We start from the raw sequence: 15316 nt of genomic DNA, 5'->3' as shown, positions 1-15316 counted from the left end.
GAGTCCACTAGTCGCCAACAGTCACAAAGAAATCTCATACAAGCATTCAAAAGATATTATGATCCTAATTTAAAATCCAATTATCCTGTATTTAAACACAAGAGAAATGCAAAAGATAATTTCAGAATAATAAACAATAATCACAACGTAAGAATTCAAAAAAACAGGTATGGATTCGAACAAATCAAACTGGCTAAACTAGGATTAATAAAATTTAAAACCAGCAAAGAATATCGAGAATTACTACGACAAGCCAGCAACACCCGTGACCATACGGCAAAAATAAAACATGTAACAATCAAAAAAGAAAATACCAAATACTATGCCGTTTTCAACATCGAATGCATACACACACCAGATAGAATAATCGGTCCACTACAACAAATCGGAATCGACATCGGATGCAGCAAACTAGCCGTTCTCTCCAACGAAAAAGAGATACCCAATCTTCATCTAACCGAGGAAACAGAAAAAATCATCCACTATCAAAAAATAATGAGCCACCACAAACCAAAGTCCATAAGATACAAAAAAGCACAAAAACAATACAACAAATGGTATAAAAAACTAATAAACAAACGCAATGACTATTATAACAAACAAACAGCAGATATTGTAAAAAACAGTTGTTTTATAGCAGTTCAAAATGAAAATATCATTGCATGGAAACACAATAAATATTTAAGCCGAGGCATACAACTAAACGCATCACGTACCTTCATGGACCAAATAGAATACAAATGTGACTGGAACGACATCGAATTCATCAAAGTACCTAAAAAATTTCCATCCACACAAATCTGCAGCAAATGTGGGGAACAGAATGAAAAATTACGAGGACAGGAAAATTTAGGAATACGTGAATGGGACTGTCAATATTGCAATACACATCATGATAGGGATGTCAATGCCGGTATTAATATCCTCAGAAGAGGTTTAGAACTCGCCGGGGCGGCGGGGCAGTAAAATTCCAAAATATAATTTTTTGGTTTGCGAATCCCCGTCCTCTAAGGGAGGGGAAGTTCAAAATGGGGATAAAATCTGTTATTTTGATGGATACGAAAATTGAGAATGATTGGAATTTTGATTTATTTTTTAAACTCTTCTAAAAAGTCTCTAAGCAGATTTACAAACATTGAATAGTCATAATTGTAAACAAATTCCTGGGTATCAAAAACATTAATTTCTAAATTTTCTATTTTATCTTTAAGAGGATATGCATCAAATTCTGGGGAATAATAAATATCTTCAGAAGGAGTGACAATCAATGTTTTAGCTTTAATATTGGTTAATTTATCTTCTACATCATAATTTAATGCAGCATCATTTCTATATTTGAAATCGTAGATGTCATCTGCAGATCCTTCCTCAACAAAAGTATCCATAAGTACGTCAAGCTCTTCTCGGGAAAAATTTTGAAATGCTCTTTTTGAAAAATATTGGGTATAAATTAATGTATTAATTGAAAACATAATTTTAGATAAATTATCACTATAAACAGTATCCAAATATGCATCAGAGGACTCAATTAAATTGCATAGGGCTTTGGAAGTAAGGTAGCGATAACCGTTTGTTTTAAAGGAACTGTGGCCTATAATTAAAAATTCCATTTCATCAGGATATTCGCATCCCCAGGTAAAGGCTTCATAACCTCCTCTTCCAACTCCCAAAATACCAAGGATATGTTTTATATCAAATACCTCGGCCAAAAACTTTCTTTTAAAATTCACACAATCTTTAATGGTGTATTCTGGAAAATCATATTTTAAATTGGTTGTAGATGGTGAGCAGGATTGTGGAAAACCCAATGAAGTAATTGATATGTAAAAAAAGTTAAAATCTGCCAGCATGCTTTTTGGGCCCATTAGCTGGTACAAGTCTTCAATGGATAAGCAATTTCCATTGAATCTATGGCAATAGATGATTGCATTGACAATATTGTCTTTTTCATCATATTTTGGAGTTCCACGGGTTGTATATTCCACTTCAACATCCCGAAGGGTCTGGCCGTTTTCAAATTTAAACTCATCCAAAACATGTTTTCTATAACCTAACTTGGAATCTTCAATCATTATTTTCCTCATAAATGTATTGTCTGGTATGTTATATAAACAATTATATTCTATATTTTTTTTAAATGTATCTAGTTTTCTTTTGAAAAATCTAAAATTAATTGAACTGGCAATCAGTTAAGAATAATTTTTTCCTTTTTTTCTTTTTTTTCTTGTAATAAGTAATGCTTAAATTAATTTTAAGCATAGGTAATCAAAATTCAATAACAAATATTGAACAAATAATTAATTATATTATTTTTTAATAAAATATTTTAATAAATTTTTAATTAAATTAATCAATTAAGATATAAAGTGTTTTTTTTAATTTTATGATTGGAAATGTAATATATTTTTGTTTATTGATAAGAATTTTTTATTTTGTTTAAAATAATGAATTAATTTTTGAACATTAAGTTTATATTTAATAATAATATTCTTCATAAACACATAAAAAAATAAAAATTTTAATTTTTTTTATAAAGATTTATATATTAATAAAAATAAAACCTAAAATGTAAATAATTCATTCTATTTACTGAATTATGGATTATTTATCATTGTAGAAAGAAAATTAGGGGATAAAAAAATGAAATCTAAAACATATGTATTAGCAATATTGTTAATGTTTTTCTTAACATTATCTTGTGCATATGCTACTGATAATCAAACAGCGGATAATACATTATTATCTAGTCCTGTAGATGATGTATATTTATCTTCTTCAGTTGATAATGAATTATTAGGTTCTGCACCTAGTACTTCTGGGATAAATTATGAGGATTTAGTTATTAAAAACATAAACTTTACAGGCGATAGAACTAATTTGAATATTCAAGGTTTCAGTCAAAATGGTTTAAATATGTCTGATTTTACCATGTCAATTGTACCTGCTTCAGATTCATCAAGTCTTGATTTGAAAATGAATATACCTGAAGTTAATTATTTGGATGTTGACACAAAAACAGCTTTCACATTTAAAAACCTTGCTTTATCAATATTACCTAGTTCAAATCCACAAAGCCTTGAGTTTTCTGTAATTATGGACAGTTTAAAATTAATAACTGGAATGAATTATGTTGACTTAAATAATCTTAATTTATATTTCAAATCTTTCCCTGAAAGTAACGGTGTACTTTTAGATATTGATATGGGTAAATTTATGTATACTAATTTTAATAACACAAGTTTTGACTTTTCAGATCTTAACTTTGATATGGCATTAGGATTGGATGGACAGGCTTTAGCTCTATCTGTAATTTTACCTACATTAAATCTCGTAAACGATAATAATGAAATAAATCTAGATGATTTAGATTTAAAAATCGTATTGCCTGATTTAAAATTATCAAATCTTGATTTATCCATACTCATGTCATATTTCCATTTCGCAAGCGAAGATGACACAATAATTGACATGACTGATGTGGATGTATCACTCGAACCTTTAAATTCAACTAGTTTTAATTCAATTATCCGTATGGGATTCTTTGATGTTATTGGTGTAAATTCTACCGGAGAATTGTTCCCAATATTGAATATTTCTAATATGGACTTTGAAAACTTTACTACTGGTTTGGACTTGTCTAGTGTTGACTTGTCTGGTGTTATATCTATTTTAGATGTTTCTAATATGGATTTATCCAGCATTGTCTCCTATTTGAGTTCAGGATTTGATATTAAAACATACATTGATAGTATGCCTGGTCAATATCAAAGTTCTTTAGACTTTAATGCTATTGACCTTTCCAGTACAGGTTTATCCGATTTAAATATTTCAGGTATTGATTTAGGTAGCGTGTTAGGAAACTTGGATTATTCAAGTTTAGACTCAAGTGTATTTAATTTAACCGGATTATTTGATTCATTTGGTATTAATGTGTCTGATTTTGGTATTGACATGTCAGGTTATGATTTATCTGCAATTAATATGTCAGACATTACTGATATTTTAAGTAATCCTGATTTTAATATGAGTGCAATTACCTCTAAGTTAAACTTAACAGATCTTGACTTAGGCGGTCTTGATATATCTGGTTTAATAACTAGTTTTAATTTATCTAGTTTCGATATATCAAGTATTTTAGCTATGTTCAACATAACTGGCTTTAATTTAACAGAATTCATGAACGGATTTGATTTGTATAAATTATTAAGCCTTTTCATGAAGAAAAATGTTCCAGAAAATGGAACAACTCCTGCTGTTCCAAGTTATAGTCCAGTCAAAAGTACATACTATGCACCTTCAAAAACATACACTGTTACACGTGTTTCCGATAATCAGATAATTTGTAAATCAAACTTATTCATTCTTGAATACTTAAACAAATTATTTAACATGACTTTCATTAATGGACATATAAAAGTATTCATTGATGGCAAGTTAGTATTCGAAGGCGATACAACTGATGATTTAACACAAGTCATATTTGAAATAATAGATGAATATCTTGGAGAACATGAAATATCTGTAGAATTCACAGATAGTGAAGGAAAATCAAATACATATAAAGAAAAGATAATAGTGGAATAATTTTCACTATTATTATTTATTTTTTTTAAAGGATCGAATTATAATTTAAATTCTTCTAAAAACTCTAAAAACACTTTAAAAAATAATGAGTAGTCATCACTGAAAGTAAAATCTTTTCCGTCAAAAATAAAAAAAGTTATATTTTCAATTTTATCCTTAAGGGGATAAGTATCAAATTCAGGGGAATAATAAATATCATCTGATACGCTTACAATTAATGTTTTTGCTTTAATATTAGTTAATTTATCTTCAACATTGTAGTTTAAAATAGCATCATTTCTAAATTTCAAATCATAAACATCCTTAAATAAAGCTTCATCAACGAATTCATCCATAAATCCATCAATTTCTCTTAAAGTTAAATTTTGAAATATTTTTTTAGAAAATAACTGAGAATAGATTAATCTATTAATTGGAACCATAATTTCAGATAAATTTTGACTGTAAACATCATCATTGTAATAATCATCAGAGGATAAGATCATAGCATCTATAACTTTAGAAATTATGTAGCGATAACCGTTTGTTTTAAATGAGCTATATCCAACAATCAGAAACTCCATTTCATTAGGATATTCGCATGCCCAAGTATAAGCCTCATAACCTCCAAATCCCACGCCCAAAATACCAAGAACTTTAGTTATATTAAATTTTTCAGATAAAAATTTTCTTTTAAAATTTACACAATCTTTAATGGAGTATTGGGGAAAATCATATTTTAAATTGCTTGTGGATGGAGAACATGATTCTGGAAATCCTAAAGATGTAATTGTAATATAAAAAAAGTCATAATCAGATAGAACACTATCCGTACCAATCAAATGATCTAAATCATCTAATGATGAACAGTCACCATTAAATCTATGGCAAAATATGAAAGCATTAATGATATTGCCCTCTTCATCATATTTTGGAGTTCCTCTAGTGGTATATTCTACTTGCACATTATTAAGGACACGACCATAATCGAATTTAAATTCTTCAATAATGTATTTTTCATTATTTAATTTAGAATTTTCCATTTTGATTCCCTGTTCATATTTTTTTACTTATAATCTTCAGTTTAAATGTTAATTTTGGTCTTGGCTTTTTTTAAGGTATTGTAATAGTATCCTTTTTTGGCTAAAAGCTCTTCATGGTTTTCCTGCTCAATTACTTAGCTTTTCCAAGGATGATAATATTATCCGTATTTCTAACGGTTGATAATATATGGACTACAACAAAACCGTTTTCATTTCCTTATTAATTGTATTATTTAATATGATATTTAAACAATTAGGTTATATATTTTTTATTTAAAGAAGATATTTTATTTAATTGTTCAATAATTTTTTAATTTTTTAAATTTTTAATTTTTTTAATTGAGTTTATTCTTTATTATTTCATTTTACAAAGTTTTTTTTATATCAATTCATTTTTTTATGTATATTTTTCTATATGTGGTTTTGTTAATTGAAAATTTTTGAATTTATTTGAAGAATTATCGACAAATTTTAATTTAAAATAATTATTATAAAAATTGTTTAATTCAGATTTTTGATAAAATTTTATATATTTTTTTACTTATTTGGTTATTTTTTAGCTAAATTATTAAATAAAATCAGGATTTAATCAACATATTTATATGTTATGTGTTTTAAAAGTTAATATGAGAATGTTTTAATACTAAATTTGCATAATGTGCTTTATAAGTCAATTTAAAAAAATTTGGTAACTGAATGATAAATATTCATTGATTTTTCAAGAAATGAAAATCTTTTTTAAAAACATGGGGCATATTAAAATTTTCAAGTGATAAAAATGGATAAAGAAATGAAAGCTCGTATACGTGAAATAAATGAGGCATTGCGAAAATATGGCTTTGGCAAATTATTGAATAAAGCCATTAAAGAGAAAATTCTCCCTTCAAAAGAGGAGGAATATCATCTTCTTTTGGATCCTGATCTTCCCGTAAATTTAAGATTGATGTTTCAGGAACTGGGAACCAGCTTCATTAAATTGGGTCAGCTGTTAAGCACAAGACCGGACATGGTTGGAGAGCGTATTGCAACAGAATTTGAAAAGTTGCAGGATGACAATCCACCAATCAGCTATGATGAGGTAAAAAGAATAGTTGAAAGGGAACTTGATGGAAATATTGAGGATTTGTTTGCTGAATTTTCAAAGGAAAGTCTTGCTACAGCATCAATTGGTCAAGTTCATGAAGCTAAATTAAAATCTGGTGAGCGAGTAGCAGTTAAAGTTCAAAAAGAGGGGATTGCCGATACACTTGAATATGATATATCTATCATGAAGCACCTTGTATCACAAATTCATAAACATAATGATGAATTAAGAAAATACAATTTGCCCGGAATGATAGATGAATTTGACTATACGATACATATTGAAATTGACTTCATCAATGAACTGGTCAACATGAAACAGTTGGCAGCAAATTTTTCTGAAGATGAAGCAATACATATTCCAATTGCCTATTCAGATTACAGCACATCAAAAGTTCTTACAATGGAGTTTATTGATGGAACAAAATTAAGTGATGTATCTGAAAGTGACAGTGAAGAATTTGATAAGCCCCTTATAGCTAAACGCCTCATTGAATCATTTATGAAACAGGTCCTGATTGATGGATTTTTCCATGCAGACCCTCATGCGGGCAACATAATGATTTTGGATGATAATGTTTTATGTTATATTGATTTGGGGTCAATTGGAATTCTTGATGACGGTTTTAGAAAAGACCTTTGCGATTTATTGTTGATGATTGCAGACCAGGATGTTGACGGCTTGATTAATCAGTTCATTTACATGGGGGTTTTAGAATACACTATGGATACCACCCGTCTAAAACGTGACCTTCGTGATTTATTCTTCAGATACTTCTCACAGGGTTCTGGAGGATTAAATGATACATTAAGCAAATTACTGGACCTTATGCAGGATTATAATGTTATTCTTCCAAATGAATTCGTTTCAATGGCCAGGGGAGTATCAATGATTGAAGCTGATGCCACTGCACTTGATCCGGATATTGACATTATGGCTTCCATTGAACCGATAGCCAAACAAGCAATGGGAGATCGATTGAACGTTAAAAACTATGTGGAAAGTAAAAAAGGTAGTCTGCTCTATTATAAGAATATGCTTAAATCATTACCTCCAATTCTAACAAATTCTATTCATAAAATAAATAATGGGGAAATGAAGCTTAAATTTGAAATTGATCGTATTGACCGTATTGTGAGCAAATTTTCCTTAGTTGTAATAATTGCAGCACTTTTAATGAGTTCCTCAATAGTGATGACAATCAACAGAGGTCCAATGTTGTTTGACATGCCTCTAATTGCAGTTGTAGGATATTTGATAACATTAATTTTAGGAGTTATAGGTATTGCGAATTATCTTTATAGTAGATGAATTTGATATGATTTGGTGATTGTCAGAATGCATCCGATGGACGTAACTGGGTTTTGGAAGTCATTGACATGTTTGGATATGACTAACTAGAAGACTACTGAAATTGCATTTTTTCTTGCACAGACAAGACCCTTTTATAAACAGTGAGGTAGGCACTGCCGATGCCGGATGGAATATATGACAATCTAACATATTTTTGGTAGAAATTCAATCTACCAATTTTTTTTATATTTGATAAATGTATGGAAATATTCTTGTTTTAAAAATATATGTTCGACTTTTTAATTGTCTATAAAGTTTTGTTTTCTATTAAAAATTCCTCTTTTAATGGGGTTGTAAAGCAATTATTGGTCTTATCTATTGGATTCTTGAACTTTCGCCAACTTTTAAGAAGTTGCAATATTCTTGCATATTTGTGATAAAAAGATTAATTTAAATAGTTAACTTATACGATAATAATTTTAATTTTTAATAATTTATAATCTTATAATACACTAATTTTCATATTTTTAAAAAAATATTCTTATAAGTTTATAATTATTATTTTTTAAAAAACATAAACTTATATGTTAATAATTTCATAATATAATTATGGTTAAGAGAGATTTGTATTTAAATAGAATTTCTTCATTAATTGATAAGGATATCATCAAAGTCATTATTGGTGTAAGACGATGTGGTAAATCTTATATGTTTAATTTAATCATTGATGAATTGCTTAAAAGAGGAATCAATGAAGAAAATATTCTTTTAATTAATTTTGAAAGTGCTAAATATAGAAATGTTTCAAATCCTCGTGAATTGGATTTGCTTGTCAGCGATTTAACAAAAGACATTGAAGGTAAAATTTACATGTTTTTTGATGAAATTCAAAATGTTGATGGGTGGGAAAAATCAATTAATAGCTTTAGAATAGATTATGATTGTGATATTTACTTAACCGGCTCCAATTCAAAATTACTGTCAGGGGAATTAGCTACTCATCTCACAGGCAGATATATGGAAATCAAAATGTATCCATTTTCATTTAAAGAATATTTGGATTATAAAAAGATATCTCCCGATAAAAAGGCATTTACTGAATATTTAACATATGGCGGTTTTCCATTTTTACTCTCTCTGGAAAATGAAATTGATAAGATAGAATATTTAAATGACATTTTCAACTCAATATTTCTAAAAGACATAATTGGGAGATATAACATTAGGGATGCAAGTTTGCTTACAAGAATAGTTGATTTCATCCTGGATAACGCAGGTAAAATCGTTTCTTCTAAAAGCATTTCCGATTATCTGCAAACAAAAGAAAAAATCAAAGTTTCACCAAAAACAATCTATAATTATTTGGATTATCTTACAAGTGCATGTCTGCTGTATAAAGTACAAAGGGAAGACTTGGAAGGTAAAAAAATCTTATCCATTAATGAAAAATATTATTGTGTCGATCAGGGATTTAACCAGGTGCGTATTGGACGTAATCAAGCTAATAACAGTAGAATAATGGAAAGTATAGTCTATTTTGAACTTTTAAGAAGGGGTTATGAAATCACTATCGGCTGTATTAAAGACTATGAAATTGATTTTGTCTGTAAAAAAATGGGTGAAAAAATCTATGTTCAGGTGACGCGGGAATTGTCTCATGAAGACACAATTGAAAGAGAATTCAGACCATTACTTTTGGTTAAGGATAATTATCCTAAATATGTCATATCAACTGATGAATTTGACATGTCTCAGGATGGAATAAAACATATGAACATATTAGATTTCTTATTGTATGATGAAATTTAAAAAATATATTTGGATATGTGGTCGAGTGATATTGATTATTAACAGCTGTTAAAAGAAGTAAATGAGAGATAAACTCTCATTGTTTTTCTATATTCATATCCTTCAGCCGCAGTATCAGAACAAAAACAAGAGCCATCAGTATGGCCGTTACTATCATTACGAATGCCATGGCATCCTGAATAATGGTGTCTAGAATGTTTGCAACACTACTGTCGGCTTTAACATCATTAATGTTACCCATTTTTTCAAAGTGATCAAAGACCTCTAGCTCGAATGTTTCATTTCCTGAATATTGTGGGGCATAGATATCTACTGCATGAGAAATGCCTCCAAAAACTCCAAGAATTAATATTATTCCGATAATTGCTGTACCCAAGGATTCACCTAATGACTCGCCTGTTGAAGTAACGCCTGATGCATTATTTTGACTCTCCGCAGGAACATTGGTTAATGCAATATCCACACTTAAAGCCATTATAAAACCGAATCCTGCTCCCAATACAAACATTCCAGGCACTAACTCCAGAGGTGTTGTATCCAGTCTAAAATGATAGCTTAAAATCAGACATCCGATGATTGACATTATACTTCCTATTGCCATGATTTTTTTATGACTCATTTTTTCCGATAAACCTGGTGCTATCATTGAAAAAATAAGCAATCCCATAGTCAACGGAAGAGTAGTCAAACCAGTATCGAATGCATTTAAATTCAATACACTTTGAAGATAGACGGAAACTGCAAACAGTCCCCCCCCATTATAAGATAACATAATATCATTATGGTAGTGCCCACACGCAAGTTTCTGTCTTTAAATAATTCAATATCAAGTAATGGGATTTTGCCGTTTCTTTTTCTTCTGATTTCAAACCATGCAAAGGCTGCTAAGACAGCAATGCCCAAAATTATTACAATTACGCTGACATTGATATCATCTTTAGATAGGGATAAAATACCAAGAATTAACAAAACAAGACCAATAAATGAAATTATGGCGCCAGTAATGTCCAATTCACTTTTGGATTCGGTAGGTTCGAAATGAGGTATCTTGTTTTGCAGGACTAAAATAATAATAACGATTATTAATTCACATGCAAACCCATATCTCCAGCTGAAAAATGTTGTCATAATCCCACCGAAGAGCGGACCGATAGCTGATGCAAGTGCACCCATAACACCAACGACAGCTAGTCCAATTGTACGTTTCTCTCCGGAATATGTTCCGCTTACTATGGAAACTGTGGCAGGTAGCATTAATGCTCCGGCAAGACCTTCTATCACTGCCCATCCGATAAATAATATTGTAGTACTGGAACTTATTGCTGCAATCAATGTACCGATGCCATAAAGTAGTGCACCGATTAAAAAGAGTTTCTTTTTGCCGATTATGTCCTGAAGCTTGGCACTGAGCAATATGAATGCCGCAGTGATGAGGGTATAAAAGGACATGATCAATTGAATAGTATTCACATCAGTATTCAAATCAACAACAAGCTGAGAAATACTCACATTCATGAATGTAGCGTCTAAAGCTATAATAAAAGAAGCAAGAGCCACAACTATTAGTGGAATCCATGATTGTTCATTAGTTGTTTCATTCATAATTTATTTATCCTCCAGATTTTTTTGGTATAGTATCATAATTAGGCTTATATTAATTTTTCTTATTATTGTTTTATATAATTATCTTGAAAAAATTTCTCGTATTGTCTGATAGAATTTCTTCAACATTTTCACACCTAAATGGGGAAATGCTCAAAACATAGGGTTTATATTCTTTTAAGTCCATATATTTAATTAAGCTTTTTTTGAATTTAGCATATTAATTCTACTAGTTTAAATTTAAAAATAAAGAAGAGAGATAGAATAGATGATAAGATGAGAATTGCAATTGTATCTGGAAAAGATGAAGGTCCAACAAAATTAAATGCTTTTGATAATGCTTTGAGCAATGCCGGAATAGGGGATGTTAACCTAATTAAAGTATCCAGCATGCTTTCAGGAAATGCTGAGATATGCGACTTGCCGAAACTTAAACCCGGAGCGATGGTAAACTGCGTATTATCAAGTATTACCTCAGACAACCCTGGTGATGAAATTACTGCAGTTGTAGCTGTTGCCCTTGGAGAAGAATTGGGCTGTGTTGTTGAAACCTCCGGAATAAATAAAAATCCAAATGATCTGATTAAGGAAGGCGAAGAAATGGTCAGATACATGATGGAAAAAAGAAAAGTCGAAATTAAGGATTTAATTGTTGAATATTCCACTACAAAAGTTGAAAACATTGCTTCCTGTATTGTATCAGTTGTTTATTTGGATGATGATATTGAATAGCGATGAAGGGAAGTAAATTTTATATGTAATACTTTATATATTTGTATTATTAATAAAAACTTTAAATTAGGAGTGATTGGGTGAATTATATTATTCTTGCGTTTCTTTTTATGTTATCCGGTTTTTTCATGAAATATTCGGATGAGTTATATGATGTTAACCATGAAACGAATCTTTCAACATTTTTAGGTATTATATGCGGTTTTGTCTCTGTTGCAGCTTCAATTTATAATGCCGATGCTGCATATATTTTCATTTCTATTCTAATAGGCAATCTAATAGTGCTTAAAGTAGATGGAATCCACCATATAGTCGCATTAATTGTCTTTTTAGCAGTGCTGTTCATTGTAGGAATTCCTAATTTGAGTTTGGTTATTTTGCTCATTTGTATTTTAGGTATTATTGGTGATGAAATAGGTCATGAATTAATTCCAAATAAGACTGAAAACAGGTTTTTAAATTTCTTTTTTGAATACCGGTTTGTAATGAAGATTTTAGTATTGCTCCTGGCTCTTTGTGGCGTATTTAATATTTGGATATTTTTTTGCTTTATTTTCTTTGAACTGTCCTATGTAGTAGCAGGTATTGTTTTTGAAAGATATAATTAAAAAAGAGTTCAAAAACGATACTTAATTCCTTTTTTTTAAAGAGTATAATCTGAAATTCATCCCAGACTTAAGAAGTTAGACTATCCTCGCTAAAATATAACAATATCTTTTTAATGTTCAAAATCAAAAATTAAATCATGAAAAGGATTTTTGAATTCATCGAAAAATATTTTTTTATAATTATATTGTTGGCGGTAGCCATTTCTTTAGTTTATCCAAATTCATTTAAATGGGTTTTAAGTGAATATAACGGTATCAACATCATCAATTTACTTTTAAGTATTGTTCTTTTTACAATGGGAACTACATTGAAAGCTGATGACTTCGTTAATGTGTTTAAAAATCCTAAAGAAATTGCAGTTGGAATTTCAGCACAATATATCATAATGCCCATTATAGCATTTGTTCTTGCAAGTGCATTTTCTCTTGATACTGCTTTGACGGTTGGACTTATTCTTGTTGGAACTGTACCTGGAGGAACTGCCTCTGATGTCATTACTTTTCTTGCAAGGGGAGATGTGGCATTGTCTGTTTCTTTAACTGCAGTTTCTACTGTGATTTCACCTATATTAACTCCGGTAATCACATTATTGTTAATAGGTAATCAAATTCATTTTAATCCAGTCGCATTGTTCCTTTCAATTGTTGAAATAGTGATTGTCCCAATTATTTTAGGTTTAATCTTGAATTACAAATTCCCTAGTTTTTGTGAAAAATTAAAAGGTTATTTGCCTACAGTATCCTCTATTGTAATATGTTTAATTGTTGCAGGAGTAATTGGAGCCAATAAACAAGCTATTTTAACTTCATCTGCTATAATACTCATTGTCATTATCCTACAATATATTCTTGCAATGTTAATTGGATTTGGAATTGGTCGCCTTGCAGGAATGGAAAGAAAACAGATAATTACGGTAGCTATTGAACTTGCATTTCAAAATTCAGGTTTGTCAACCAGCCTTGCAAAAACTCATTTTCCAAGCTTATCTCAGGCAACAGTTCCCGGAGCGCTTTATTCTGTATTGCAGAATTTTGCAGGGTCAATTCTTGCATATGCATTCAGAAAATATCAATCCTAATGATATTCTCTTATTTTTTTAGTAATCTTTATCCTTTAGTATTTAAAAAGATTGATAGGGATGGATAATTGAATCCCTTCATCCACTTTTACTTTTTTTGATATTATCATGTTTAACATTTTTGTGCAAGAATTCTCCGGCTTCTGCAAGCCGGAGATGAATTGCACTTTAAAGGTATCCTCCTATTATTAGAGTTACTTATTTTTTTTAGTTCAATGGGGGTGTTAGATTTGTCGTCAAATGCTCTCGGATAAAGTCTTTATATATGGGAGTATTATAAATATGGTTGTGGAAGAAAAACATAGTATTTGATTGATTTAAATGAAGTTTAAATTGTTAAATGATTTTATCTTTATAACTTTTAGAGTTAAAATAAATGGTCATTTTCTTATTTATCCAATATTTTATGTTTTTTTTCTAAAGAAATGAATGAAAATATTTGATATTAATATAATTTAGTTGTGGATTGGTTTATTGCTTATGTGTGAAGAATTTTTTATTTTGACGGATAAATGTGAATTCGTTCCTGATGAGGAATTAAAGAAAGTATTAGAGTTTAACATGCGTGCTAGTGCTTATGTTTATAATAAAACATTGGAATTCAGTATCTATCGCAGCAATTTAGTTAATGAATTTGGAATAGGCTCTAAATTTAAAGTAAATCGCAGTTATACTCAGGATATAGTTAAAACTCTAAAAAAACAAAAGCCTTTTTTAAAAAAAGCTGACTCAACATGCATTCAAGCATCAACAGATAGACTAATAAAAGCCTATGAAGGATATTACAACAATAGAACAGGATTTCCCAAGTTCAAATCCTCTAAAAGAAATCCCGTAACATCCATCACACTACGAAACAACGACTACAAAACAAAAGACGGCATCAAAGGTTCCTTAAGATGGGAAGAAGATAAATTCCGATTAAACAAACTCGGATTAATCGAAGTCAAACATAAAAGAGACATAGATGGAAAAATCAAAGAAGCAACTATTAAAAAAGAAAATGGACGTTGGTACGTTTGCATAACATACCAACTAGAAAAAATAAATCCCCGAGAAGAATTTCCATACGGATTCTACCTAGGAATAGACCTTGGAATAACAGACTTCCTAACATTCTCCACCGGTCGAGTGATAGCCAAACCCGACCTAAAAAGAATAAACGGAAGAATACAATACTACAACCAAAAATTAGCACGACAAAAACAAGGTGGATCCAACTGGAAAAAAACTCTCAAAAAACTCCACAAATGGATAAACAAAAAAAATAATGTAGTAAACGACTACTACCACAAAATATCCTACAACATAGTCAAACACCATCGATTCATCGCAATGGAAAAGCTAAACATTCGAGGAATGCTTAAAAGCAACCTAAGCAGAAGCATACACGAAATCGGATGGGGAAAACTAGTCGAAATGATAAAATACAAAGCAAAATGGTACAACAGACAATTCGTACAAATCGACAGATGGTTCCCATCAAGTAAAAAATGCTGGGCA

Annotated in this window: 12 protein-coding genes; 8 read left to right on the top strand and 4 right to left on the bottom strand. The window is 30.0% G+C overall.

Features of this window, described 5'->3' with window-relative positions:
- Window positions 1-966 (top strand): RNA-guided endonuclease InsQ/TnpB family protein (locus tag ACKI44_RS10415; RefSeq protein ID WP_407424115.1); only part of this gene is annotated, 966 nt, incomplete at its 5' end.
- A gap of 122 nt (window positions 967-1088) precedes the next feature.
- Here the strand turns inward: ACKI44_RS10415 and ACKI44_RS10410 are convergent.
- Window positions 1089-2084: a homoserine acetyltransferase gene (locus ACKI44_RS10410; protein WP_407424113.1), complete on the bottom strand. Its 996-nt coding sequence runs from the start codon at window positions 2082-2084 to the stop codon at window positions 1089-1091.
- A 556-nt stretch (window positions 2085-2640) separates the two neighbouring features.
- Between ACKI44_RS10410 and ACKI44_RS10405 the strand changes: the two genes are divergently transcribed.
- The gene (locus ACKI44_RS10405) at window positions 2641-4584 is read left to right on the top strand and encodes a hypothetical protein (RefSeq protein ID WP_407424111.1); all 1944 of its coding nucleotides are present in this window, start codon (window positions 2641-2643) and stop codon (window positions 4582-4584) included.
- A 38-nt stretch (window positions 4585-4622) separates the two neighbouring features.
- Here ACKI44_RS10405 and ACKI44_RS10400 read toward each other — a convergent pair whose 3' ends face one another.
- Window positions 4623-5606, bottom strand: a complete 984-nt coding sequence (locus ACKI44_RS10400; protein ID WP_407424109.1) for a homoserine acetyltransferase — start codon at window positions 5604-5606, stop codon at window positions 4623-4625.
- A 778-nt stretch (window positions 5607-6384) separates the two neighbouring features.
- On the opposite strand from ACKI44_RS10400, the gene ACKI44_RS10395 reads away from it, so the two are divergent.
- Together ACKI44_RS10395 and ACKI44_RS10390 are read left to right on the top strand one after the other, a co-directional pair.
- Window positions 6385-8001, top strand: coding sequence for an ABC1 kinase family protein (locus ACKI44_RS10395; RefSeq protein ID WP_407424107.1), 1617 nt, complete (start codon window positions 6385-6387; stop codon window positions 7999-8001).
- 591 nt (window positions 8002-8592) lie between these two features.
- Window positions 8593-9792 (top strand): ATP-binding protein, encoded by a 1200-nt coding sequence (locus ACKI44_RS10390; RefSeq protein WP_407424105.1) that lies wholly within the window; start codon window positions 8593-8595, stop codon window positions 9790-9792.
- Between the two features lie 76 nt (window positions 9793-9868).
- Here the strand turns inward: ACKI44_RS10390 and ACKI44_RS10385 are convergent, their stop codons facing one another.
- On the bottom strand, window positions 9869-10564 hold the full coding sequence (locus tag ACKI44_RS10385; protein WP_407424103.1) for an MFS transporter: 696 nt from the start codon (window positions 10562-10564) through the stop codon (window positions 9869-9871).
- On the bottom strand, window positions 10504-11394 hold the full coding sequence (locus ACKI44_RS10380) for an MFS transporter (protein WP_407424101.1): 891 nt from the start codon (window positions 11392-11394) through the stop codon (window positions 10504-10506). Before ACKI44_RS10380 ends, ACKI44_RS10385 begins: the two co-directional genes overlap by 61 nt.
- 276 nt (window positions 11395-11670) lie before the next feature.
- On the opposite strand from ACKI44_RS10380, the gene ACKI44_RS10375 reads away from it, so the two are divergent.
- The 4 genes from ACKI44_RS10375 to ACKI44_RS10360 form a co-directional block, all read left to right on the top strand.
- Window positions 11671-12126, top strand: coding sequence for a pyruvoyl-dependent arginine decarboxylase (locus ACKI44_RS10375; RefSeq protein ID WP_407424099.1), 456 nt, complete (start codon window positions 11671-11673; stop codon window positions 12124-12126).
- A gap of 128 nt (window positions 12127-12254) precedes the next feature.
- On the top strand, window positions 12255-12734 hold the full coding sequence (locus ACKI44_RS10370) for a hypothetical protein (RefSeq protein WP_407424097.1): 480 nt from the start codon (window positions 12255-12257) through the stop codon (window positions 12732-12734).
- Between the two features lie 137 nt (window positions 12735-12871).
- A complete protein-coding gene (locus ACKI44_RS10365; protein ID WP_407424095.1) occupies window positions 12872-13813 on the top strand; it encodes a bile acid:sodium symporter family protein in 942 nt (313 codons plus the stop codon).
- A 480-nt stretch (window positions 13814-14293) separates the two neighbouring features.
- The coding region (locus tag ACKI44_RS10360; protein WP_407424093.1) for an RNA-guided endonuclease InsQ/TnpB family protein at window positions 14294-15316 on the top strand (1023 nt) is incomplete at its 3' end.

Source organism: Methanobrevibacter sp. (assembly GCF_045646205.1).
Lineage (GTDB): Archaea > Methanobacteriota > Methanobacteria > Methanobacteriales > Methanobacteriaceae > Methanocatella.
This window is presented reverse-complemented; position numbering and strand designations above follow the sequence as displayed.

Excerpts from the sequence above, each read along its gene's own strand:
- ACKI44_RS10410 (WP_407424113.1), bottom strand. The coding sequence starts at position 2,084 with ATGAGGAAAATAATGATTGAAGATTCCAAGTTAGGTTATAGAAAACAT.
- ACKI44_RS10405 (WP_407424111.1), top strand. The coding sequence starts at position 2,641 with ATGAAATCTAAAACATATGTATTAGCAATATTGTTAATGTTTTTCTTA.
- ACKI44_RS10400 (WP_407424109.1), bottom strand. The coding sequence starts at position 5,606 with ATGGAAAATTCTAAATTAAATAATGAAAAATACATTATTGAAGAATTT.
- ACKI44_RS10395 (WP_407424107.1), top strand. The coding sequence starts at position 6,385 with ATGGATAAAGAAATGAAAGCTCGTATACGTGAAATAAATGAGGCATTG.
- ACKI44_RS10390 (WP_407424105.1), top strand. The coding sequence starts at position 8,593 with ATGGTTAAGAGAGATTTGTATTTAAATAGAATTTCTTCATTAATTGAT.
- ACKI44_RS10385 (WP_407424103.1), bottom strand. The coding sequence starts at position 10,564 with ATGTTATCTTATAATGGGGGGGGACTGTTTGCAGTTTCCGTCTATCTT.
- ACKI44_RS10380 (WP_407424101.1), bottom strand. The coding sequence starts at position 11,394 with ATGAATGAAACAACTAATGAACAATCATGGATTCCACTAATAGTTGTG.
- ACKI44_RS10375 (WP_407424099.1), top strand. The coding sequence starts at position 11,671 with ATGAGAATTGCAATTGTATCTGGAAAAGATGAAGGTCCAACAAAATTA.
- ACKI44_RS10370 (WP_407424097.1), top strand. The coding sequence starts at position 12,255 with ATGAAATATTCGGATGAGTTATATGATGTTAACCATGAAACGAATCTT.
- ACKI44_RS10365 (WP_407424095.1), top strand. The coding sequence starts at position 12,872 with ATGAAAAGGATTTTTGAATTCATCGAAAAATATTTTTTTATAATTATA.